20 protein-coding genes are annotated in these 23,305 nt (G+C 38.5%); 13 read left to right on the forward strand and 7 right to left on the reverse strand.

Features of this window, described 5'->3' with window-relative positions; all coding sequences use genetic code 11:
- Position 1: 1 nt before the first annotated feature.
- The 3 genes from ACQY77_RS08640 to ACQY77_RS08650 all read left to right on the forward strand — a co-directional run bounded on the left by ACQY77_RS08640 (position 2) and on the right by ACQY77_RS08650 (position 2,241).
- Positions 2 to 592: a hypothetical protein gene (locus ACQY77_RS08640; RefSeq protein ID WP_421938379.1), complete on the forward strand. Its 591-nt coding sequence runs from the start codon at positions 2 to 4 to the stop codon at positions 590 to 592.
- A 2-nt stretch (positions 593 to 594) separates the two neighbouring features.
- A complete protein-coding gene (locus ACQY77_RS08645; protein ID WP_421938378.1) occupies positions 595 to 1,041 on the forward strand; it encodes a GNAT family N-acetyltransferase in 447 nt (148 codons plus the stop codon).
- A gap of 84 nt (positions 1,042 to 1,125) precedes the next feature.
- Entirely contained in the window at positions 1,126 to 2,241 is a 1,116-nt protein-coding gene (locus tag ACQY77_RS08650; RefSeq protein ID WP_421938377.1) for a M42 family metallopeptidase, read from the forward strand.
- 853 nt (positions 2,242 to 3,094) lie between these two features.
- Here ACQY77_RS08650 and ACQY77_RS08655 read toward each other — a convergent pair.
- Positions 3,095 to 3,517, reverse strand: coding sequence for a hypothetical protein (locus tag ACQY77_RS08655; RefSeq protein ID WP_421938376.1), 423 nt, complete (start codon positions 3,515 to 3,517; stop codon positions 3,095 to 3,097).
- 268 nt (positions 3,518 to 3,785) lie between these two features.
- On the opposite strand from ACQY77_RS08655, the gene ACQY77_RS08660 reads away from it, so the two are divergent.
- From ACQY77_RS08660 to ACQY77_RS08690, 7 genes are all read left to right on the forward strand, one after another.
- A complete protein-coding gene (locus ACQY77_RS08660) occupies positions 3,786 to 4,199 on the forward strand; it encodes a DUF1801 domain-containing protein (RefSeq protein ID WP_421938375.1) in 414 nt (137 codons plus the stop codon).
- 107 nt (positions 4,200 to 4,306) lie between these two features.
- Complete coding sequence (locus tag ACQY77_RS08665; RefSeq protein ID WP_421938374.1) at positions 4,307 to 6,724, forward strand: prolyl oligopeptidase family serine peptidase; 2,418 nt, start codon at positions 4,307 to 4,309, stop codon at positions 6,722 to 6,724.
- A gap of 152 nt (positions 6,725 to 6,876) precedes the next feature.
- Positions 6,877 to 7,770 carry a DnaJ C-terminal domain-containing protein gene (locus ACQY77_RS08670; RefSeq protein ID WP_421938373.1) on the forward strand — a complete coding sequence of 298 codons (894 nt, stop codon included), beginning with the start codon at positions 6,877 to 6,879 and terminating at the stop codon, positions 7,768 to 7,770.
- A 4-nt stretch (positions 7,771 to 7,774) separates the two neighbouring features.
- A complete protein-coding gene (locus ACQY77_RS08675; RefSeq protein WP_421938372.1) occupies positions 7,775 to 8,071 on the forward strand; it encodes a chaperone modulator CbpM in 297 nt (98 codons plus the stop codon).
- A 124-nt stretch (positions 8,072 to 8,195) separates the two neighbouring features.
- Positions 8,196 to 9,770, forward strand: coding sequence for a helicase HerA-like domain-containing protein (locus tag ACQY77_RS08680; protein WP_421938371.1), 1,575 nt, complete (start codon positions 8,196 to 8,198; stop codon positions 9,768 to 9,770).
- Between the two features lie 128 nt (positions 9,771 to 9,898).
- Positions 9,899 to 10,798, forward strand: coding sequence for a nucleotidyltransferase family protein (locus ACQY77_RS08685; RefSeq protein ID WP_421938370.1), 900 nt, complete (start codon positions 9,899 to 9,901; stop codon positions 10,796 to 10,798).
- Positions 10,789 to 11,865, forward strand: coding sequence for a phosphotransferase enzyme family protein (locus tag ACQY77_RS08690; RefSeq protein WP_421938369.1), 1,077 nt, complete (start codon positions 10,789 to 10,791; stop codon positions 11,863 to 11,865). The genes ACQY77_RS08685 and ACQY77_RS08690 overlap by 10 nt, the downstream gene beginning before the upstream one ends.
- A 114-nt stretch (positions 11,866 to 11,979) precedes the next feature.
- Here the strand turns inward: ACQY77_RS08690 and dnaK are convergent, their stop codons facing one another.
- A complete protein-coding gene (gene dnaK / locus ACQY77_RS08695; RefSeq protein WP_421938368.1) occupies positions 11,980 to 13,875 on the reverse strand; it encodes a molecular chaperone DnaK in 1,896 nt (631 codons plus the stop codon).
- Between the two features lie 419 nt (positions 13,876 to 14,294).
- On the opposite strand from dnaK, the gene ACQY77_RS08700 reads away from it, so the two are divergent.
- Positions 14,295 to 14,723, forward strand: a complete 429-nt coding sequence (locus ACQY77_RS08700; RefSeq protein WP_421938367.1) for a CBS domain-containing protein — start codon at positions 14,295 to 14,297, stop codon at positions 14,721 to 14,723.
- Between the two features lie 4 nt (positions 14,724 to 14,727).
- Here ACQY77_RS08700 and ACQY77_RS08705 read toward each other — a convergent pair whose 3' ends face one another.
- The 3 genes from ACQY77_RS08705 to ACQY77_RS08715 form a co-directional block, all read right to left on the reverse strand.
- Positions 14,728 to 16,173 carry a M20/M25/M40 family metallo-hydrolase gene (locus tag ACQY77_RS08705; RefSeq protein ID WP_421938366.1) on the reverse strand — a complete coding sequence of 482 codons (1,446 nt, stop codon included), beginning with the start codon at positions 16,171 to 16,173 and terminating at the stop codon, positions 14,728 to 14,730.
- Between the two features lie 112 nt (positions 16,174 to 16,285).
- Entirely contained in the window at positions 16,286 to 17,341 is a 1,056-nt protein-coding gene (locus ACQY77_RS08710) for a TerC/Alx family metal homeostasis membrane protein (RefSeq protein ID WP_421938365.1), read from the reverse strand.
- On the reverse strand, positions 17,341 to 18,312 hold the full coding sequence (locus ACQY77_RS08715) for a polyprenyl synthetase family protein (RefSeq protein WP_421938364.1): 972 nt from the start codon (positions 18,310 to 18,312) through the stop codon (positions 17,341 to 17,343). Before ACQY77_RS08715 ends, ACQY77_RS08710 begins: the two co-directional genes overlap by 1 nt.
- Positions 18,313 to 18,604: 292 nt before the next feature.
- Between ACQY77_RS08715 and ACQY77_RS08720 the strand changes: the two genes are divergently transcribed.
- Both ACQY77_RS08720 and ACQY77_RS08725 read left to right on the forward strand, forming a co-directional pair.
- On the forward strand, positions 18,605 to 19,591 hold the full coding sequence (locus ACQY77_RS08720) for an alpha/beta hydrolase (RefSeq protein ID WP_421938363.1): 987 nt from the start codon (positions 18,605 to 18,607) through the stop codon (positions 19,589 to 19,591).
- 365 nt (positions 19,592 to 19,956) lie between these two features.
- On the forward strand, positions 19,957 to 20,676 hold the full coding sequence (locus ACQY77_RS08725) for an NIPSNAP family protein (RefSeq protein ID WP_421938362.1): 720 nt from the start codon (positions 19,957 to 19,959) through the stop codon (positions 20,674 to 20,676).
- A 204-nt stretch (positions 20,677 to 20,880) separates the two neighbouring features.
- Here the strand turns inward: ACQY77_RS08725 and ACQY77_RS08730 are convergent, their stop codons facing one another.
- Positions 20,881 to 21,846, reverse strand: coding sequence for a YpdA family putative bacillithiol disulfide reductase (locus ACQY77_RS08730; RefSeq protein ID WP_421938361.1), 966 nt, complete (start codon positions 21,844 to 21,846; stop codon positions 20,881 to 20,883).
- Between the two features lie 26 nt (positions 21,847 to 21,872).
- Positions 21,873 to 23,285 carry an MBL fold metallo-hydrolase gene (locus tag ACQY77_RS08735; RefSeq protein ID WP_421938360.1) on the reverse strand — a complete coding sequence of 471 codons (1,413 nt, stop codon included), beginning with the start codon at positions 23,283 to 23,285 and terminating at the stop codon, positions 21,873 to 21,875.
- Positions 23,286 to 23,305: the final 20 nt, after the last annotated feature.

The raw sequence follows: 23,305 nt of genomic DNA on the forward strand, positions 1-23,305 counted from the left end.
TATGATTACTAAAAACGCTCTGCAAATTTTCTACCTCATTTTAATCTGCACATTTTTCTCCACAAAAATAAGTGCACAAGACAGTATCAATACCAGTTCAATAACAGTTAGATCACTGAACAAGTTCAAGTTGTATCTGATAGGTCTTGGTGTGGAGCGGGAACAGAAAATCACAAAATCATCCACAGTCTATTTCGGGCTCGCGATAGAAAGTGTTGTACCCTTCTTTCCTCAATCACCTCCCAATTCAAGCGATATACTTCGGATTAGCCATGCCATAAATTTAGCTCCAATCTATTATATTGGATTTAAAAAGTACTACAATTTGCAGGAAAGAGCAAAAACTGCTAAAACAACCGCAAATAATAGTGGTAGCTTTTTCGGTTTTGAATATGACCTGATTGCACCTATACTGATTAATAATTTGTATACCACGCATTATGTTAGTTCCTTCTCTCCCATATGGGGATTTCAAAGAAATACATTGAAGCATACCAATATCGAATTCATGATTGGTCCCTCATATCAAACTGACTATAATCGCCACCGAATATCTTTATTAGCTAAAATCGGCTTTAACTATTTATTATAAACATGTCTTTAGTCCAAATTGAACAAATATTTCCTTCGCTAACCTGGAGAATCAGGCATGAAACGATGTACCCAGATCAGCCTTTCGACATTGTTAAACTAAAAGATGATTTCGAAGGCATTCATTTTGGCTTATATGCCGATCACAAACTCACAGGGGTAGTGTCATTATTTCAAGATGGAACAGAATATCAGTTTAGAAAATTAGCCATTCTACCACAAGCACAAAAATTAGGTTATGGCACCATGTTAATGGCGTATATATTAGATTTCTGTAAAATTCAGAAAGCGACCAGACTATGGTGCAATGCACGTGCGAATGCTAAAGAATTTTATCATAAATTTGGCTTTCATGAAACAGAAACCACCTTTTTAAAAAACGGTTATGATTTTGTAATTATGGAATTAATCTTAAATTACGAAGCCGGGGAACAAAACCAGGTGAGTTAATAAAAAAATATAAAATTTGGACGAGCATGATTGAATCAGGCCAGTTTAAATCACTCATCCAATCATTCAACAATTTGAATACATATGGCAAAGAAAAAAGAAGAAGAAAAGAAAAAGCACCAGGCGGTTGTCACTAAAAAATCGCTTCAGTTTTTAGAAGAATATATCAACAACCCTGCTCCTACCGGCTATGAGTGGGAAGGGCAAAAACTTTGGTTAAACTATTTAAAACCTTACATCGACGAGCATTTCGTTGATAATTACGGTACAGCTGTCGGAGTAATCAATCCTAAAGCCCCATATAAAGTGGTTATCGAGGCGCACGCAGATGAAATTTCATGGTACGTAAATTACATTACAGCCGATGGTTTAATCTATGTGATTCGTAACGGAGGTTCAGATCATCAGATTGCCCCTTCTAAACGTGTAAATATCCATACAGAAAAGGGCTTGGTTAAAGCAGTATTCGGTTGGCCCGCAATCCATACCCGTCATGGAGAAAAGGAGCAAACACCCGAATTAAAAAACATCTTCTTAGATTGTGGCTGTACTTCTAAAGATGAAGTAGAGCAGTTAGGAATCCACGTAGGTTGTGTAATTACTTACGAAGATGAGTTTATGGTTTTAAACGATCGCTATTACGTTGGCCGTGCACTGGATAACCGTGTAGGTGGATTCATGATTGCAGAAGTGGCGCGTTTACTAAAAGAGAACAAGAAAAAACTTCCTTTTGCCTTATACATTGTGAACTCCGTGCAGGAAGAAATTGGTTTAAGAGGTGCAGAGATGATTGCTCAACGCATTAAACCCCATGTGGCTATCATTACCGATGTAACACACGATACTACCACGCCAATGATTAACAAAAACACACAGGGTGAGTTGTTTGCAGGTAAAGGACCAGTTGTTTCTTATGCGCCTGCAGTTCAAACCAACCTAAATAAATTGTTAATTAAAACAGCAGAAAAAAATAACATTCCATTCCAACGTCAGGCTTCATCGCGGTCTACAGGTACCGATACGGATGCTTTTGCTTATTCTAACGGAGGCGTACCTTCTGCGTTGATTTCCTTACCATTACGTTACATGCACACTACCGTAGAAATGGTACATAAAGAAGACGTAGATAATGTAATCAGCTTGATTTACGAAAGCCTATTGAACATTAAAGACGGACAGGATTTCAGAGAATTCAAATAAGCTATGGCTGATCTAAATAACGGAAGAATACCTCATGGTAAAATTTTACTCAGCACCCTTTTAAAGGTCTTGCTGATGATAGTGATTATCGTTACCCTGAACTCCTGGCCCTCTATTAAGCAAAGTTTTAATGGAGAGATACCTCCTTTCGAATATTGGCTGGACCATAGTATAAAACCCAGTAACATCATTTTGATCCTGGGTTTTGGGGCGTATTTTTACTATAAGGATTTAACTGACCGCAAGGAAAAGCTGAACGCGGAAAATTAGGTTACAATTGTTAAATACCAGAATGCTCATAGAGAACTGCCCAATTATTTAGCTATTAAGATGACTTGATTGTTAATTCAAATCATTCAACATCTGACATTCAAAATTCGGTCCCCGGTCTAAACAATCGGGGACTTTTTGTTTATCTTATTTCACTTTAAACCTGGTGATGAGGGCATTTTGCCCTATAACTTACAACAGGCACCTTTTATGGCAAAAAGATATTAACATTATCCACAGGATGTGTAAAATTTTTAGGCGAAACAAAACCAACTTATGCCTAAATTGTTATCAACAAAAAGAGATACAAAAAGTCCTGTGAGCGGGATATCCGCGGAGGGCAGGCACACCATAAAAAGAATTATTCTTTTAAACCAATAGCTGCTTTCGGGTGGCTATTTTTATGTTGGCAGAGAAGGGAAAAAAATGAAGCAGAACCTTTCAACTCTTTCAATTATTAACGGGACACATTAATCAAGATCAAAGTTCTACTTCACAAGGTTGGAGTGTAGATTTAAAAATTAGTTACTTTTTTAAAAATACAGTTTTCAGAAGTTGCTGCTGTCTCAGCAGGTTAAACAAATTACTGGTACAAAAAAGTCTCTGTCCTCTTGTTTCGAAGCGGCAAATCTTTTGAAATTGGGTCGAGTAATAGTTTCTGTTCCTCCGCACTTAATAAATCATTGTACTTTTCGAGCAAGTGGATGTACTTGTTCATCCAGAAATACACAGAGTTACCATCTGTACCTACCATTTTTCCATCGGATTGACTATCCTGCTCCAAATTTTGCTTTGGAAATGCATCAGGAAATGAGGTTGATAAATCCTGGCCTAATAAGTTTCCTACCTGCCAAATGATTTCATGGTTAAGACGATCCTGTCCAAACCAATTGTAAATGGTTCTGCGGCTAACATTAAGCTTTCTGGAAAGTTCGCTAATGCCCATCCGGTCACGGCGTACTAACCGTTCGAGAATTTCTCCTTGTTTAAGTGTTTGTGGTGTCATAGAGTTAATTTATTTTTAAGGGATGACTAAAAATAATTAAATCTGTATCAGGGACGATTGACAATACGAATGTAAGTAAAAGAGTATAACTTTGTATAAAATATGCGCATTTTTTGACATATGTCAAAAATTTAGCCCAAAAAACTGTAAAACAGCTGTTTTCGGAGACCATAAAAAACTACCAAAGTACTTTTAAAATCAATGATCGGGTAAAAATTCGGATCGGAATTACATTTTTTTGTACCTTAAAACAATCAAATCAGCGCAAATGGCACAGAATAAAACCCAGGAAACCGAGAATAGTGTTAGCGATTTCCTAGAAACTGTTTCCAATGAAACAATGAAAAAAGACAGTTACGAGCTTTTAAATATTTTTGAGGAAGTTACGGGTTTTAAAGCCCGAATGTGGGGACCAGCTATAGTTGGCTTTGGTCGTTATCATTACAAATATGATAGTGGCAGAGAAGGAGATGCACCCATCGCCGCATTTTCACCCAGAAAAGTTGCGATCAGCTTGTATCTCGATACAGAGTTTGAGGAAAAGACCTTGCTGCTCTCCAAATTTGGAAAGTACAAAGCCGCGAAAAGTTGTATCTATATCAAAAAACTCTCCGACGTTAGCATAGACATTCTCAAAATCATGATCGCCAATTCTACGGCACAAACAAACAGACATTGTTAAACAGCTGTATTCTTAAGTAAATAAGCAGTTACTAACATAAATAACTGCCCTTTTTTTTCAATCTTTGGTATTAACTCATATTCAAACGAACTATTAACTAACTTAATATGATCAAAAGACTACACCTCTATTTCCTAATAGCAGGCGCTTGCATTTCATTACATGTAAATGCTCAGGATGCTATTAGCTACCAAACTCCACCCAAAGAAATTGCTGATTTACTATTGGCAAAACCTACACCAGGCGTTAGCATTGATGGAAAGGCTGAGTGGATACTGTTTAGCGAACGCAATTCATACCCTTCTGTAGAAGAACTGGCTATGCCAGAATATAGAATCGCAGGTTTGAGGTTAAATCCGAATAACTACTCGCCTAGCAGGCAGAATTTTATTAATAATTTCAGCTTAAAGAATATTAAAAGCAATCAAACCTCTCCGGTTACAGGATTACCAACACCTTTATATGCTGGCAATATATTATGGAATCCTGCAGAAAATAAAATTGCTTTTACCAATACCACGCAAAAAGGTGTTGATTTGTACATCATCGATATTGCCACTAAAAAAGCGACCAAAATTAACAAAGCCTACTTAAACGTAGTTTTGGGAAGCGGTCTTACCTGGTTAAACGATAATACCATCATTTACCGCACAGTAACAAAACCTGCAAGCGCCGCTCCTGCTAAACCTTTAATGCCTAAGGGTCCAACCATTCAACAGAATTTGGGTAAGGCAGCACCAAGTGCAACTTTTCAGGATTTAATTAAATCTCCATTTGATGAACAATTATTCGAATTTTTCGGCACTTCACAATTGGTAAAAAATACCAGTGGCATAGAAACACCAGTAGGTAAACCAGCCATTTATTCTTCCGTGAGCTTATCACCAGATAAGAATTATATGATGATAGAAACCATCCGTAAGCCATTTTCTTATTTGGTATCGGCTGGAGGTTTTCCTTCTACAGTTACCATTACAGACCTTGCAGGCAAAACGGTTAAAGTAATAGCCGAACTTCCTTCAGCTGAAGGTACCCCATCAGGTTATGATAATACACAAAATATACCAAGAGGCTTTGATTGGAGAAGTGATGAAGCCGCTACTGTAGTATGGGCCAAACCTTTGGATAGTGGATTAATTAAGAAAAACGTACCCTTTCATGATGCAGTATATGCTTTGAGTGCACCTTTTACCGGATCGGAAAAAGAATTATTCAAAACTCAAACCCGCTATCGTGGTGTTCAATGGGGCAATGCAACACTTGCCTTAGTGATGGAAGGTTTAAGAAGCAAGCAAACCAATAAAGTAAGTGTTTACAATCCAACAACCGGAAATATTGAAGAACTTTATACCAGGAACCAAACCGATGCATATGGCAACCCTGGTACTCCTGTAACTACCAAAAACAAATTCGGCCGTCAGGTAGTACATGTGGTGGATAATGGTACCAAGTTGCTGATGAATAACCCTGTGGGCTCATCAGAAAAAGGAGATTTACCATTTTTAGCTAAGTTTGATCTCAGCAGTAAAAAGAATGAGATTATATGGAGAAGTGCTGAAGGAACTTATGAATATGTAAGTGACGTAATTGATCCGGACAAATTGGTATTGCTTACCCGCAAGGAAAGTCAAAAACTGGTGCCTAACTACTACATTAAAAACCTGATATTACGTGTTGCAGACAGACCAGTAACTAATTTCAGTAATCCATACCCTTCTTTAGACGGGATTACAAAAGAAAAAATCTCGTATAAAAGAGCTGATGGTGTAGATTTAACAGGCGATTTATATTTACCAAAAGGTTATAATAAAGAAAAAGACGGACCACTGCCTACTTTAATCTGGGCATATCCAAGAGAATTTAATTCTGCAGCAGATGCGGCGCAAATTCGTGGCTCTAAAGATAAATTTACAGCAATTAACTGGGGCTCTCCAATTTATTGGGTAACCAGAGGTTATGCCATCCTGGATAATGCTGAAATGCCAATTGTTGCCAAAGATGGTAAAAAACCAAACGACACCTTTGTAGAACAATTAAAGCTTAATGCTGAGGCAGCTATCAACAAATTATCAGATTTAGGTGTTGGAGATAAAAACCGTATGGCTGTTGGAGGCCATAGCTATGGTGCGTTTATGACCGCTAACCTGTTGGCCCATACCAATTTATTTGCCGCAGGTATTGCCAGAAGTGGTGCTTATAACCGTACCTTAACACCATTTGGTTTCCAAAATGAAGAGCGCACATACTGGCAGGCTCCTCAAATGTATTATGAAATGAGCCCTTTCAGCTATGCTGATAAAATTAAAACACCTATTTTATTAATCCATGGCGATTCTGATGATAACCCAGGTACATTCCCAATCAACAGTGAGCGTTTATTTAATGCCATAAAAGGTGCAGGCGGAACTACCCGTTTTGTATTTTTACCTTACGAAGCGCATGGTTACCGCGGTAAAGAAAATATTCTGCACACCTTGTGGGAAGAAGATCAGTGGCTTGAAAAATATGTAAAAAATAAAAAGTAATCTCTCTACTGTCTAAATACAAAAATGCCTCCAATCGGAGGCATTTTGCATTTAATTAATAGTATAATAAGGCTATTGAAACCCGATTCTATAAAGCTTACCTTTAACATTTTTCAACCTGAACATTCAGGCTAATTATTTGTTATGCATTTATGGACTACATAGACTATTATAAAATTCTCGAACTAAAAAAAGATGCCAGTACCGAGGAAATCAAAAAAGCCTATCGAAAACTAGCGAGGAAACATCATCCGGATCTTAATCCGAATAATGCAGAATCTAACAAGAAGTTTCAGCAGATTAATGAGGCCAATGAAGTTTTAAGTGATCCGGAGAAACGAAAAAAATATGACAAATATGGTAAGGATTGGCAACATGCCGATCAGCTAGATGCCCAGCAGGAACAACAGCGTCGATATCAATCACAAAGTAGAAACGGAGGATATTCGGGTTACAGCGGAGGCTTTGAAGATGGCGATTTTTCAGACTTCTTTTCTTCCATGTTTGGTGGAGGAGCCAGAAGCAGTGGACGATCGCCGTTTAAGGGACAGGATTACAACGCCAGTTTGAACCTCAATCTTATTGATGCTTATACCACACACAAACAAACCTTAACGGTAAATGGCAAACAGGTACGGATTACTATTCCTGCAGGGGTAGATAATGGGCAAAAGATCAAACTACCCGGATATGGTGCTCCAGGCGCTAACAACGGCCCACCAGGCGATCTTTATATCACTTTTAATATTGCAGAAGACCCTAAGTTTACACGAAAGGGAAACGACATTTATCTTCAGGAGGAAATAGATTTATATACGGCCATTTTAGGTGGTGAAAAAATTGTAGAAACACTCAATGGAAAGGTAAAATTAAAAATCCCTGCAGAAACTCAACCCGATACCACTCTTCGCTTAAAAGGCAAAGGCTTTCCGGTTTACAAAAAAGAAAATCATTTTGGTGATTTGTATGTTAAATGGCAGGTAAAGTTACCTACAAACCTTAACGCCGATCAAAAAGAACTGTTTGAAAAACTTTCTAAACTATAATCTGATGGGAACAAAATTAATTCCAGTTAATGATGTCTGTACACACCATAAGGTAGAAATCCAATTTATCCAGTCGCTAGAAGAAATAGGATTAATTCATACCAAGCTCGTTAAAAGCTCAATTTTTATTGATATGACTGAGCTGGCTAAGCTGGAGCGCTACCTCCGTTTGGCGCAGGATTTAGAAATTAATGTAGCGGGACTTCATGCTGTTGCTACACTTTTAGAACAGATTGAAAACATGCAAAATGAACTTGCATCACTTAAAAATGAATTAATCTATTATAAAAAAATCAATTAATTTCTAAATCCACTTACAGTATACAATTTTAAAGATCTGAGTTTTACATTTCTAAACCCTTAACACAAAAAGACTTTACTTTTAAGATTAGTTTCTTAAATTGTGCGAATAAAATATCTGATGTATGAGTAATTCTTCTGCTAAATTTATCGAAAAAATAAAATCATCCTACGCCCCCACGGGCTCTTATATCTATCTAGGTGCTGGAATTTTAGACGGACAGGTTTACAGCGAGGCAGAGGTTAACTTATCATTAAAAATGATGAACAGGCATGGTTTGATTGCCGGAGCTACAGGAACAGGTAAAACACGTACCCTACAGCTTTTAGCCGAACAATTATCGGATGCAGGAGTTCCGGTTTTCATGCTTGATGTTAAAGGAGATTTATCCGGTTTACATCAGCCAGGGGCTATCAATCCGAAAATTGAGGAAAGAGCAAAACAACTGAATAAACCATTTACACCGGCTGGTTTCCCACTGGAGATTTATTCTTTATCCGGAAAACTTGGCTCGCAAATGCGCGCAACGGTTTTAGAATTCGGACCAACATTGTTATCCAAAGTGTTGGATTTAAATGATACCCAGGCTGGAGTTATGGCGGTAATTTTTAAATATGCCGACGACAACAAAATGCCTATTATTGATCTAAATGATCTGAAAAAATTGGTTTCCTACCTTTCTGAAGGAGCTGGTGCTGCCGAAATTAAAAGCAGTTACGGCACCATTTCAACCGCAACTTCAGGTACCATCTTAAGAAAAATAGTTGCAATAGAGCAGCAGGGCTTAGGTGGTATGTTCGGAGAAAAATCATTCGATATTGAAGATTTATTTGAACGCGTGGATGGCAAAGGTGTAATTAGTCTTTTAAATATTGCTGATGTTCAAAATCAGCCGGTTCTGTACTCTACTTTTCTATTAAGCCTTTTAGCTGAACTATTTAATACCATGCCAGAGGTTGGCGACCTGGATAAACCTAAACTGATTTTCTTCTTTGATGAGGCACATTTACTATTCAAGAACTCTTCTAAGGCGTTCTTAGAACAAATAGAAACCATCATCAGGTTGATCCGATCTAAAGGAATTGGCGTATTCTTTTGTACGCAAGCGCCGACTGATGTTCCTGAAAGCGTTTTAGGGCAACTCGGAAACCGGGTTCAGCATGCCCTCAGAGCTTTCACACCAAATGATGTAGATGCACTTAAAAAAACAGTAAATACATACCCGAAATCTGAGTTTTATCAGATTGATCAAATCCTGACATCTTTAGGTACCGGACAGGCCCTGGTTACCGTACTCAATGAAAAAGGTATACCAACCGAAGTTTCAGCAACAATGCTTACACCGCCAAGGGCCATTATGGGGCCTTTAACAGCGGCTGATTTTGAAAGTGTGGTGCATAGCAGCCAAAAGTACGCGAAATATAAAGATGTTGTAGACCCTGAAAGTGCCTACGATATTTTAACAAAACGTATAAATGAACAAACGCAGGCCGCAGAAGAAGCTAAGCAGGAAATAGAAGCAAAAAAACAAGCTGAGGCAGAAAGCAAACCTAAACCTGGAGAAAAAAGTTTGGTTGAACAAGTAATGGGTGCAACCATAACCAGACAAATCGGCAAGGAAATTGTTAGGGGAATATTCGGAATGTTAACCGGCAAGAAAACACGATCAAAAAGCGGTGGCGGACTATTTGGATTTTAACTTTAATAATAACATTAATAATCACAACTCAATTACTATTTTCGCAAAATGTATTTCGCAATCGCTCAACGTTCTCGTTACCAATCAGTGCTAAAGCAGCGCGAATACTATAAAATCAATTATAATTAATGAAACCAACCCTATTAATATTGGCCGCTGGGATGGCGAGCCGCTACGGAAGTATGAAACAAATTGATGGCTTTGGCCCAAATGGCGAAACCATTATCGATTACTCTATTTATGATGCCATTAATGCTGGCTTTGGTAAAGTAGTTTTTATCATCAAAGAAGAATTTGTAGAGAACTTCAAAGCCATTTTTGAACCTAAGTTAAATGGTAGAATCGAAACTGACTATGTTTTCCAGAATTTCGATTTAACACAGTTCGGCATTGAAGAAGAAATCTACAGAGAAAAACCATGGGGTACAGCTCATGCAATTTTATCTGCCAGAAACGCCATTAAGGAGCCTTTCTGCGTAATTAATGCGGATGACTATTATGGATTCGATGCGTTCAAAAAAATGGTCGATTTCTTAACTACGGATGTTACAGACAGCAATTATTCAATTATAGGATATCAGATTGGAAAAACACTTTCTGAGTTCGGTGCAGTGTCCAGAGGCGTTTGTAAAGTAGATGCTTCAGGTAACCTGACTGAAATTGTGGAGCGTACAAAGGTATACCCAAAAGATGGTGCTATTTTCTATGAGGAAGATGGAGAAGAGTTTCCATTAGATTATGAAACTCCTGTATCTATGAATTTCTGGGGTTTTACGCCTGCAGTTTTCCCAATCACAGAAGAACTGTTCGTAAAGTTTGCAGCCGAAAATAAAGACAAACCTAAAGCGGAATTTTTTATCCCGCTTATTGGTGAAACTTTAGTAAAAACAGGACAAGCAACCTTTAAAGTGGTTCCTACAGCTAACAAATGGTTTGGTGTAACATATAAAGAAGATAAGCCTTTTGTTCAGGACAGCATTGATCAATTGATCAAAAACGGGGCATATCCCGAAAAATTATGGAACTAAGCTTAGATGACCATATCTTAAAAGCTTACGGACTCCAAAAAGAACATTTAAAAATAAGTCAGGTAGGTTCGGGTTTAATTAACCGAACCTACCTGATTTCATCTTCCGCTACCACCCGGCAGTACATTCTTCAAAATATTAATACAGAAGTATTTCGGCAACCTCAGCTAATTGCTGATAATCTCAGGCTTATTGCAGCCTACCTCCATTTAGAACATCCTGATTATCTTTTCATAAAACCAGTTAAAACCACTTCAGACGAAGAAATGGTACACCTGGATAATGAATATTGGCGAATGCTGCCTTTTGTTGCAAATACCGTTTCACTTGATGTACTAACGACTGAAAAACAGGCATACGAAGCAGCCAGGCAGTTTGGTAAACTTAGCCGCATGCTTGATGGATTTGAAGCGCATAAACTGCATGCCACAATTCCTGATTTCCATAACCTCAGCCTACGCTATGATCAATTTGCCTTAGCACTAAAAAAAGCTGATCATAAGCTCAAAGTACCCGCTGAAGAAGAAATTGAACGGGCAATTGATTACCGGCATATTCTGGAATATTTCAATTCTTTCCAACATCGACAAGACTTTCCAGACCGGGTTATGCATCATGACACAAAAATCAGCAATGTGTTGTTGAACAAGCAAAACAATGAAGGAATTTGTGTTATCGATTTAGATACCATAATGCCTGGTAAATTCTTATCAGATTTAGGCGACATGATCCGTACCTACACCTGCGCTTTTTCAGAGAATGAAACAGATCTCAGTAAAATTAAAATCAGAATATCTTATTTTGAAGCACTCATCAAAGGCTATTTATCGGAAATGAAATCCATACTTACCGAAACGGAAAAGGAACTGATCCTTTTCTCAGGCAAATATATGGTTTACATGCAAGCATTGAGGTTTCTAACCGACTTTCTAAATGGAAACCCCTACTATCCGATTCAATACCCTCAGCAAAACCTGGATAGGGCCAGAAACCAATTCAAACTGCTACAGGAGCTGTATCATAATGAAAAGGAATTGCAGGACATTATTGAAGAAAATTTAATTTAGTCGCTTTTATACAGAGAATTCCATTCCACCTCATAAAAATAATAGTGCAAAAAAAAGCGTCCCTGAAATGAATCAGGAACGCTTTTTTATTAAGGATTCGTTTATAATTTAAACTTATTTCACTTCTTCGAAGTCAACATCAGTTACATTATCACCACCTTGAGGTTGTGCTTCAGCCTGTGGTTGTTCAGCACCACCCTGAGGCTGCTCACCTGCTTTATACATCTCTTCAGAAGCTGCATTCCAGGCGTTTTGTAACTCTTCCTGAGCTGCATCGATATCTGCGAAGTTACGAGCTGAATGAGCCGCTTTTAACTTCTCTAAACCAGCTTCGATTGGCGCTTTTTTATCAGCAGATAATTTATCACCAAACTCTTTTAATTGTTTCTCAGTTGAGAAAATTAAAGCATCAGCTCCGTTAATTTTATCAGCTTCTTCTTTTGCTTTTGCATCATCTGCAGCATTAGCTTCTGCTTCTTCTTTCATTTTCTTAATCTCAGCATCAGTTAAACCTGAAGAAGCTTCGATACGGATTTTTTGCTCTTTACCAGTAGCTTTATCTTTAGCACTTACGTGTAAGATACCGTTAGCATCGATATCAAAAGCAACCTCTACCTGAGGAACTCCACGAGGTGCTGGTGGAATACCATCTAAAATGAAACGTCCAATTGTACGGTTTTGAGCAGCCATTGGACGCTCACCTTGTAAAATGTGGATCTCTACTGATGGCTGATTATCGGCAGCAGTTGAGAAAGTTTCAGATTTTTTAGTTGGGATAGTTGTGTTAGACTCGATTAATTTAGTCATTACACCACCCATTGTTTCAATACCTAATGATAAAGGCGTAACGTCTAATAACAATACATCTTTTACATCACCAGTTAATACACCACCTTGAATGGCAGCACCAATTGCTACTACCTCATCAGGGTTAACACCTTTACTAGGCTCTTTACCAAAGAAAGCTTTAACAGCATCCTGAATTGCAGGAATACGAGTTGAACCACCTACTAAGATAATTTCATCAATATCACTTGTGCTTAAACCGGCGTTTTTCAAAGCAGATTTACAAGGATCGATGGTACGTTTAATTAAGCTATCAGCCAATTGCTCAAATTTAGCACGGGTTAAAGTACGTACCAAGTGTTTAGGGCCGCTGGCATCAGCTGTAATATATGGTAAGTTAATCTCAGTTGAAGTAGTGCTTGATAACTCAATTTTAGCTTTCTCAGCAGCTTCTTTTAAACGTTGTAAAGCCATTGGATCTTTACTTAAATCCATGCTGTTCTCAGCTTTGAATTCAGCGTTTAACCAATCAATGATTACGTGGTCAAAGTCATCACCACCTAAGTGCGTATCACCATCAGTAGATTTTACTTCGAAAACACCATCACCTAATTCTAGAACAGAAACGTCATGTGTACCACCACCACAGTCAAACACAACAATTTTCATGTCTTTGTGTGCTTTATCTAAACCATAAGCTAAAGCAGCTGCAGTAGGCTCGTTAATGATACGTTTTACTGATAAACCAGCAATTTCACCTGCTTCTTTAGTTGCCTGACGTTGTGCATCGTTGAAATATGCAGGAACAGTAATTACTGCTTCTGTAACTTCCTGACCTAAGAAATCTTCAGCAGTTTTCTTCATTTTCTGCAAAATCATTGCAGAAATTTCCTGAGGTGTATATTTTCTATCGTCAATTTCAACACGTGGAGTGTTGTTATCACCTTTAACCACTTTATATGGTACACGACCAGCTTCTTTCGAACTTTCGTCGTAGCTGTTACCCATAAAGCGTTTAATTGAGTATATAGTTTTGGTTGGGTTAGTTATAGCCTGACGTTTAGCAGGCTCGCCAACCTTACGCTCACCGTTTTCTGCAAAAGCAACAATAGACGGTGTAGTACGTTTACCCTCACTGTTCGCAATAACTACAGGCTCGTTACCCTCCATTACTGCTACGCAAGAGTTTGTTGTTCCTAAGTCTATTCCAATAATTTTTCCCATTGTATTATATATTTCTTCTTTTTTAATTTTAATTCTACTCCTATTAAACAATGCTTGTGCCAATTGGTTTTTGTCAGTTAAATCTCTCAAAACACTGAAAAAATGTAAACAAACCTGTAAATTCCTACTGACAGCATGACAGAAAAGAAGTATGGAGTTGGAAGATTAGGGTGGAGAGTTGGGGGTTTGGAGTTGGGACAGGCAGGGAGGTAAAAGAGTAAATCTGTTCTTAAATCCTTAATGGTTTCATGAAAAAGAAATAAACAGATTAGCCAACCCCAATTTAGCGGAATTGCCAAATGTTTGCTTGGTAATGGTGTACAGGTGTGGTAAAACATTTCACATCGCGAACAAACCGAAACAAAACTTTGATTTACAGACAATTATTTAGTAAATTTCAGTAACCTAATTTGAATGTTATGAAAATTGTAAAACATTTACTCGACACCAAACCCAGCAGGGTGATTTCTGTTTCTGAAAACATCTCCGTTTTAGATGCACTGAAAGTAATGACCGAGAAAAATATCAGTGCAGTACTGGTAATGGAAAGCGATCAGTTGAGAGGCATTTTTACTGAACGTGATTATGCCCGCAAAATCATTCTACAAGGTAAAGCTTCCAAAGATACGCTGATTAAAGAAGCCATGACCCCTAATCCGATTACCATCTCACCGGCCGATAATATTGATTTTTGTATGGAACTCATGACTGAAAAGCACATCCGGCACTTGCCTGTAGTTGCCAACGGTGAAGTTAAAGGAATGGTTTCTATCGGAGATGTGGTAAAATTTATAATAGAAGATCAAAAACAAACGATATCTCAACTGGAAAGCTATATTAGTGGATAATTAATTACCACCTCCATTCTCCGGCAATCATCAAAGGCTCTTTTAAATTCTGAGCTTCTAAGAATGCTTTCAGTTCTGCCTTCCCTTGTATCCCTACAGGGATTTTTAAGGTATTGGCCAGGGCGTAAGTAAGCATGGCGCTATAACGTACTGTATTTTTTAGCTCCTGTTCATCAACTAAGTTGAATGAATCACCATCCGAGTGATAAAAAGGGCCGGAATTATTAGGTAATTTACCGCCAAAGCCCCCTCCTGTTGGAATACCTTCCAGCATAAAAGGTTGGTGATCGCTATGTAAACCTGCACCTGCATTAAACAAATTTTTGAATCCCGTATCAATTTGGGCAATATCTGATCCCCAAGCGGTAAATAATTCCTTCATTTCTGCTCTGGAAGTGGAAAATCCCTTAGGGTCGTTCGTCATGTCATAATTGAGCATAAACTTAACTTCATTCAATATTCCTGCTTTCTTCGCTTGTTCTACGTAAGCTTTGGAGCCTAATAAGCCCTGCTCCTCACCCATAAAAAGTACAAATTCTACAGTGCGCTTAGTTTTAAGATTTAATTTTTTAAAGGTTCTGGCCATATCGATTATTGCAAAAGAACCAATGCCATTGTCAATTGCTCCTGTCGCTAAATCCCAGCTGTCCAGGTGACCGCCCACCACAATTTTTTCTTTAGGGAGTTCAGTACCTTTGAAAGTGGCAATTACGTTTCTGGCTTTGATTATTCCCGAGAAATTGGTCATGGCAATGTGTGCGATCTGCATGCCTGATTTTAATTTTTCTTTCAGCGCCATTCCATCTTCTAAACCAATGCAAACCGCAGGAATTGGAATAAGCTTACCCGTAACCGAGGCCGTTCCGGTTAAAAGAACGCCGCCTTTAACAGTATTGATAATGATCACACCTTTAGCACCATGCTTTGTGGCTATTGCTGTTTTTTCTGAACGGTGCAGTGATTTTGTTCCTTCAGCAGATCCGGGTAAAACCCCCAGATAAATCAACGCAATCTTTCCCTTAAACTGACCTGGCTTGGCCTCATAATCTGCTTCCAAACCATTGCCTGCATCCACAATATCCGCGGTTACATTTGCACTTACCGGAGAGTGTGCCAATGTAACAGCTTTCAGCTTGCCGAGGCTATTTTTAGTTGAACCGATTTCCACACTGATACTTTTTCTGTTCCAGCTTTCTACCTCAAAAGGCTGAAATTTAACCGCACAACCATAAGATTTTAGTAAATCAGAAGCATATTGCTCTGCTTTGGCGCCATTTGCGGATCCGGTTAAACGGTGACCAATTGTTTCTGTTTCATACTTCAATGTTTGATATGCTTTGCTGTTTTGCTGCACATCTGCATTAATTTGTTTAAAAACACCAGAAAATTGGTCTTGAGCGTAACCACCAAGCACAGAAAAGAACAGTGCAGCAGAAAAGAAGTACTTCATAGGAATAATTTATCCGCTGAAATTACAAATAATAAGCTGAGGAAGCACCCTGTAACGCATATTTTGCGTTCTCCAAAGCATTTCCTGAAGATTTTAGTTCGACAACGACTTGCTATTTATGTACCCTGGTTCTCTTTTTTGGAAAAGCCAGGGAAGCAACAACGCTAATGACCAAAATACTTAGAATAATAATTAACGAATGCTCGGTAGTAAAGCCCCACTTCTCCAGATAAGAATGTCCCAGCATTTTAATTCCGATAAATGTAAGTAAAAAGGCTAATCCCGTTTTAAGGTAATGGAATTTGTGAATAATGTTTACCAGTAAGAAGAACATTGAACGCAAGCCCATAATGGCAAAAATATTAGAAAAGAAAACAATATAAGGATCTTTGGTTACCGCAAAAATTGCCGGAATAGAATCTACAGCAAAAAGCAAATCGGTAAATTCTACAATCAGCAATACCAGAAAAAGAGGGGTAACCATTCTTTTATGATTGATTCTTACAAAGAAATTCCTGCCTTCGTATTTAGGGTGAATGGCAAAAATTTTAGAAGCCCACTTCACTACCGGGTGGTTTTCAGGATCAATTTTATCGTCTCCTTCTTTGCTGAAAAACATTTTTACCCCGGTAAAAACTAAAAATGCACCGAAAAGATAAAGGATCCAGGCAAATTTGGTAATTAAGGCCGCCCCTACAAAAATGAAGATGAACCTCATAATAATTGCGCCTAAGATTCCCCAGAATAAAACCCGGTGATAATATTTCTCTTCAACTGCAAAAGCAGAAAATATCAATACAATAACGAATATATTATCAACAGAAAGCGCATACTCAATCACATACCCGGTTAGAAATTCTAAACCTAAATTCTGCTTGTAAATGGCTAAGCTTTGCTCAAAATCATCTGGTATGAGTTTAATGTGGTGTTGATGCCTCAGCACAATATCTTTAAGATGAGCAAAATCTTTAATGCCATGAAGCTGTTGTCCTTCTGTAAGCAGAATAAAGTAAAAACCAATGGCAAGACCTACCATAACCAAGCTCATAATACCGGCTTGCTTTAAACTCACCACATGTTCTTTTTTACTAAAAAGCCCCAAATCCAAGGCTAAAATAAGTACAATAAACAATAGGAAACCGATGCTGAATAGTAATTCGTTGCTCATTATTTTTTTCTTTCTGTAGTATACAATACAAGCTCTTCCAATCCGGTCCTGGCTTCTCCAGGTTCAAATTGATGAAGAATATCAAAGGCTTCCTGTTGGTAGGCCAGCATTTTCTGGTTGGCGTAATAAACGCCTTTCTTTTCATTTACAAAATCAATAATCTGCTGAATTTTCTCCGGATCATCCTGATGGTTCTTCACCAAATTGATAATTCGTTTCCGTTCGGGTTTTTCAGCATTATTTAGGGCATAAATTAGTGGTAAAGTTACCTTTTTCTCTTTAATATCAATTCCAAGAGGCTTACCTACATCATCTGTTCCAAAATCGAATGTATCATCCTTTATCTGAAAAGCGATTCCTACTTTTTCACCAAACAAACGCATTTTTTCAATGGTAGCATCATCTGCTCCCGAAGATGCCGCTCCTGCTGCACAACAAGAAGCAATCAGCGATGCCGTTTTCTGTCTGATTACATCGTAATAAAGTTCCTCAGAAATATCCATCCGTCTCACTTTTTCTACTTGTAAAAGTTCGCCCTCACTCATCTGTTTGACTGCTTCTGATACAATTTGTAACAAGCGGTGTTCATTATTGTTTACCGAAAGCAGCAAACCCTTTGCTAAAAGATAATCGCCCACTAAAACTGCAATTTTATTCTTCCACAAAGCATTGATGGAAAAAAAGCCACGTCTTTCATAAGCATTGTCCACCACATCATCATGCACTAAGGTTGCCGTATGCAAAAGCTCTACCAGGGCTGCCCCTCTGTGTGTGGATTCTGTAATTCCACCACACAATTTTGCAGCAAAAAATACAAACATGGGCCGCATTTGCTTCCCTTTTTGTTTTACAATATAGTGGGTAATCCTATCCAGCAACGGAGCGTCGCTGTGCATAGAGTCTTTAAAGGTTTTCTCAAACGCTTTAATATCAGCAGCAATAGGTTTTTTTATCTGTTCGATTCCCGGCATTAAGTCGAAAAATTTTGATTGCAAACTTAAACTAATTTCCCTTAAAAAGATAATCTATCACCGTATTAATAAGGAATTGAAAATTAACGGGCAGAATATATCAGCTGCTTTCGTCCTGCTATTGCCTGTAGTCCTCGCCCTCATTCTTCGTGCTTGCGGGCTACCTGGCGCTATCAGGTTTACTAATCATAGCCAGTGGTTACCATTTCCCCTCAACCAGCAGATTATATTCCATAAAAATCTGGCTTTATTTCGGCCAAAAGTTTACATTTAAACCATCATAGTCACATCGATGAAAAAACGCTACAAAGCTTTCTGGGCACTTACCTTTGGTTTAGTTGTAGGTTATCTTTTAGGTCCTAAACCTAAAAAGCCGGTCTATAATGAGGAACTTCCTCAGGTTCCTGAATTGCCTGAGCTCGAAGATTATGTACACCAAAAGGAAAGCGGATACAAAATCAAGCCCGGCAATGAGGCAGAAATAGTTTGGGCATATCCTAATCATCAGCAAACCGAATATGCGCTCATTTATCTGCATGGCTTTTCTGCCTCCAAATATGAAGGCAATCCTGTGCACCTCAACCTTGCAAAAAAGCTAAATGCTAATTTATATCTTCCACGTTTGGCCGAACATGGCTTAGAATCTTTGGCCCCCATGCAGTACCTTACTGCCGATATGCTTTGGGAAAGCTGCAAGGAGGCTTACGTTATCGGGCAGAAACTAGGCAAAAGGGTTATACTAATGGGTAGTTCTACCGGAGGTACCATGGCGCTGAAACTTGCAGCTAACTATCCCGAGATCCACAGTCTTATTCTGATTTCACCCAATATTGAAATTAATGACAAAAAGGCCTGGATGCTGAACGACCCCTGGGGTTTGCAGATCGCCAGGCGTGTTTTAAAAAGTGATCAACGTAAAACCGACGACCGTACGGAAGAATTCAGAAAATACTGGTACACCAGTTACCGGATCGAATCGCTGGTACAACTGCAGGAATTAGTAGAGGGTACCATGACCAGAAAACTTTTTCAAAGGGTTAAGCAACCTGTTCTTATGCTGTACTATTATAAGAATGAATTAGAGCAGGATCTGGTAGTACGGGTGAGTGCCATGTTAAAGATGTTTAACCAATTGGGCTCAGTACAAAAACAAAAAGTAGCCATACCCAATGGCGGCAATCATATTTTAGCTTCTTATATTATTTCTAAAGATTTACCTGGCGTAGAAGAGGCTATTGAGAAATTTATGAAGGAAACATTGAAAATTATGAATCAATAAATTTGGAGTTACCTTATTTTCAGTTATTCCGGCCGCTGTGGCACCCACTGATAGATTTAAACAAACAATACTTTTCTTTTGTGATGTTTTTTTCTGTAACTTTTTTCGAGATCACAACAAAACATGTTACAAATGTGTAACATGTTTTGTTGTAACATTTTTTTGTGTAACAGAAAAATATGTACATTTTCCTATGTTTATTTTATTCCCCACTTAATTGAACGTAAAAAAATGGTTAGACATAGCCTTACCGATCAACCTTTTAGTAGATTAGCCGTACCTAGCCAATCCACACCATGTGTAAACGCCTTTTATATTCAATTTTCATTTTCTCAGTTGTTTTAGCCCCGCTAAGTGCTTACTCAGTGGCAAAACGGTATTTTTATCAAATTAAAATTTACCATTTCAGTACTACTGCACAAGAGAACAGATTAGATAATTATCTAAGCACCGCTTATTTACCGGCCTTACACCGTGCAGGAATTGAAAGTGTTGGCGTTTTCAAACCCATTGTCGACGCCTCAAAACCTCAAGGAGAGAAGCTGATTTATGTACTCATCCCATTTTCATCAAAAAATGCATGGTTTGAGCTGGATGCTAAATTAGTTAAAGATCAGGACTACCAATTGGCAGGAGCCGAATATCTTGCCGCAGCACATAACGACCCTCCATATAGCAGAATAGAAACGATTCTTTTAAATGCCTTCGAGAAAAGTCCTGAACCTAATTTACCTGTACTAACTACAACTAAAAAAGATCGGGTATATGAATTGAGAAGCTATGAAAGTCCGACAGAAAAACTGGCTGCCAATAAGATTCGCATGTTCAATACTGGCGATGAGATCGGGCTTTTTAAACGCCTGGGCTTTAATGCAGTTTTTTATGGAGAAGTTGTTGCCGGGAGTACCATGCCCAATCTGATGTACATGACCACCTTTAACGACCGTGCGGATCGCAATAAGCATTGGGAAGCTTTTGGAAAAGATGCGCAATGGAAAACGCTTTCGGCCTTGCCAGAATATCAAAAAAACGTTTCTAAGAACATCAGTTTATTCCTGTATCCAACAGATTACTCAGATATCTAGCTAAGTAAATCCCCAATTTAAGGCATTGGACAGAAGCAAATTGCAACCGCCAGGCCTTAACTCCATCCTAATAGTGTTTCTCTCGCAAGGGCTAATGTTAATATGAAGGAAGCATGGGCAAATTCTAATAAGATTACTTAGCTCCCAATACCCTACCTCAGTGAGTGAAAAATCGTAATTCGTCAATCAAAAATCGCAAATCTCTTAACCTAGAATATTCTTTACGATCATCTCTGCGTGAATCCTGGAGTTTTCGATAAATAGCTTATGCGTATCCATACCACCACATACTACCCCTGCTAAATACAAACCCTTCACATTGGTTTCCATGGTTTCATCATTGTACGCCGGACAAAGGCTATCGGGCAAATCAATCCCAAATTTCCTGAGCATGTTAAAGTCAGGCTGATATCCTGTCATCGCGATTACAAAATCATTTGGAATCGTTTTTACCCCTGCCGGGGTTTTAACAATCACCTCATTGGGTTTTATTTCTAATACCTCTGAATCAAAATAAGCAGTAATTTCCCCTTCCTTAATCCGGTTTTCGATATCAGGGCGAACCCAGTATTTAACGTTTTTACCAAGCTCGGCACTGCGTACAACCATGGTCACATTTGCCCCCTTGCGGTAAGTTTCTAAAGCCGCATCAACGCCTGAATTATTGGCTCCAACAACCAATACATTTTGGAAAGCATACAAATGCGGGTCTTTATAATAATGGGTTACTTTTGGAAGCTCTTCTCCTTTAACATTCATTAAAAGTGGAACATCATAAAAACCTGTTGCGACAATTACATTTTTGGCCGTATAATCGGTTTTAGAAGTGTTCACCGCAAAAGAATCCCCATTTTTGGTTACCTGATTCACGGTTTCAAATAGATTGATATGCAAATCAAACTTCCCGGCTACGCGGCGATAATATTCTACAGCCTCATTGCGGTTTGGCTTTGGGTTTATGGTTACAAACGGAACGCCCCCAATCTCCAACCTTTGTGAGGTAGAGAAGAAAGTCATAAACACCGGATAATTAAAAAGACTGTTTACCAGCGCACCCTTTTCGATGATGATATAGCTTAAATTAGCTTTTTTTGCTTCAATGGCACAGGCCATCCCAATTGGGCCAGCCCCGATAATTAAAACATCATAATGATTGTGATTTTCTGACATGCAGTTTTGGGACGTATTAATTACTGTTAGGCTTTCATTGCTTTGCTTGGACAAGCAAAATCAGTTCTTTTTAAACCTGTGCTTTTAATAGCACCATATCCACCTGCCACATCGATAACATTTTCAACTCCACGTGATTTTAAAATAGAAGCGGCAATCATTGAACGATATCCACCTGCACAGTGGATATAATAGGTAGATTTCGGATTAATCTCCGACATCCAATCATCGATATAATCTAAGGGGCGACTAAGTGTAAATTCCAGATGCTCGGATTCATATTCACCAGGCTTACGTACATCAAGAGCAATTATTTCGCCTTCATTCGCGGCAGTCTCAAAAGCTGTGGCAGAAATGGATTCTATTGTATCGATTTCTTTATCTGTCGCGATCCAGCTTTCAAATCCACCCTCCAGATAACCAATAGTGTTATCATAACCAACGCGCGTTAAACGGGTAATGGTCTCTTCTTCCTTCCCTGCTTCAGTAATTAATAAAATCGGTTGCTGCAAATCGGTAATTAAGGCGCCAACCCAGGGTGCAAACTGCCCGTTTAAACCGATATTGATGGCATTCGGAATAAATCCTTTAGCAAAAATCTGTGGATCCCGGGTATCTAACAAAATTGCTCCGGTTTGATTGGCTGTATCTTCAAAAGCCTGTGGTGTTAAGGCGTTCAGTCCTTTTTCAAAAACATCGTCTATACTTTCTACACCACCTTTATTAATAGCTGCATTTTTGGCAAAATATTGAGGCGGAGGCATAATTCCATCCGTTACTTCTTTAATAAACTGTTCTTTTGTTTCTGCTTTTAAGGCATAGTTCACTTCTTTTTGATGTCCCAGGGTATCAAAAGTTTCCTTGCTCATGCTTTTACCACATGCAGAACCTGCTCCATGGGCGGGGTAAACGATTACATCATTAGCCAAAGGTTTAATTTTGCTATTCAATGAGTCGTAAAGCATCCCTGCCAAGTCTTCCATCGTTAAATCGCCTTTTTGGGCTAAATCCGGGCGACCAACATCTCCAATAAAAAGGGTATCACCACTGAATATGCAATGATCTTTGCCATGCTCATCAGTTAACAAATAAGTGGTAGATTCTAAGGTATGGCCAGGCGTGTGTAAAGCGGTAATGGTTAAATCGCCAATTTTAAATTGCTCACCATCTTTTGCGATGTAAGATTCAAATGCAGTTTTTGCTGTTGGACCGTATACAATTTGTGCACCGGATTTTTCTGCCAAATCTACATGACCAGAAACAAAATCAGCATGAAAATGGGTTTCAAAGATATATTTTATAGCTGCACCGGCCTTTTCTGCTTTTTTCAGGTAGGTTGCTACTTCTCTAAGCGGATCAATAATTGCAGCTTCGCCATTACTTTCAATATAATAGGCGGCTTCTGCCAGACAACCAGTATAAATTTGTTCTATTTTCATTGTTTATTAAGCATTATAGC

The sequence above is a fragment of the Pedobacter sp. genome, from assembly GCF_965279535.1.
In the GTDB taxonomy this organism is placed as follows: Bacteria; Bacteroidota; Bacteroidia; order Sphingobacteriales; family Sphingobacteriaceae; genus Pedobacter.

Coding starts and splice junctions, on each gene's coding strand:
- ACQY77_RS08640 (WP_421938379.1), top strand. CDS start 2: ATGATTACTAAAAACGCTCTGCAAATTTTCTACCTCATTTTAATCTGC.
- ACQY77_RS08645 (WP_421938378.1), top strand. CDS start 595: ATGTCTTTAGTCCAAATTGAACAAATATTTCCTTCGCTAACCTGGAGA.
- ACQY77_RS08650 (WP_421938377.1), top strand. CDS start 1,126: ATGGCAAAGAAAAAAGAAGAAGAAAAGAAAAAGCACCAGGCGGTTGTC.
- ACQY77_RS08655 (WP_421938376.1), bottom strand. CDS start 3,517: ATGACACCACAAACACTTAAACAAGGAGAAATTCTCGAACGGTTAGTA.
- ACQY77_RS08660 (WP_421938375.1), top strand. CDS start 3,786: ATGGCACAGAATAAAACCCAGGAAACCGAGAATAGTGTTAGCGATTTC.
- ACQY77_RS08665 (WP_421938374.1), top strand. CDS start 4,307: ATGATCAAAAGACTACACCTCTATTTCCTAATAGCAGGCGCTTGCATT.
- ACQY77_RS08670 (WP_421938373.1), top strand. CDS start 6,877: ATGGACTACATAGACTATTATAAAATTCTCGAACTAAAAAAAGATGCC.
- ACQY77_RS08675 (WP_421938372.1), top strand. CDS start 7,775: ATGGGAACAAAATTAATTCCAGTTAATGATGTCTGTACACACCATAAG.
- ACQY77_RS08680 (WP_421938371.1), top strand. CDS start 8,196: ATGAGTAATTCTTCTGCTAAATTTATCGAAAAAATAAAATCATCCTAC.
- ACQY77_RS08685 (WP_421938370.1), top strand. CDS start 9,899: ATGAAACCAACCCTATTAATATTGGCCGCTGGGATGGCGAGCCGCTAC.
- ACQY77_RS08690 (WP_421938369.1), top strand. CDS start 10,789: ATGGAACTAAGCTTAGATGACCATATCTTAAAAGCTTACGGACTCCAA.
- dnaK (WP_421938368.1), bottom strand. CDS start 13,875: ATGGGAAAAATTATTGGAATAGACTTAGGAACAACAAACTCTTGCGTA.
- ACQY77_RS08700 (WP_421938367.1), top strand. CDS start 14,295: ATGAAAATTGTAAAACATTTACTCGACACCAAACCCAGCAGGGTGATT.
- ACQY77_RS08705 (WP_421938366.1), bottom strand. CDS start 16,173: ATGAAGTACTTCTTTTCTGCTGCACTGTTCTTTTCTGTGCTTGGTGGT.
- ACQY77_RS08710 (WP_421938365.1), bottom strand. CDS start 17,341: ATGAGCAACGAATTACTATTCAGCATCGGTTTCCTATTGTTTATTGTA.
- ACQY77_RS08715 (WP_421938364.1), bottom strand. CDS start 18,312: ATGCCGGGAATCGAACAGATAAAAAAACCTATTGCTGCTGATATTAAA.
- ACQY77_RS08720 (WP_421938363.1), top strand. CDS start 18,605: ATGAAAAAACGCTACAAAGCTTTCTGGGCACTTACCTTTGGTTTAGTT.
- ACQY77_RS08730 (WP_421938361.1), bottom strand. CDS start 21,846: ATGTCAGAAAATCACAATCATTATGATGTTTTAATTATCGGGGCTGGC.
- ACQY77_RS08735 (WP_421938360.1), bottom strand. CDS start 23,285: ATGAAAATAGAACAAATTTATACTGGTTGTCTGGCAGAAGCCGCCTAT.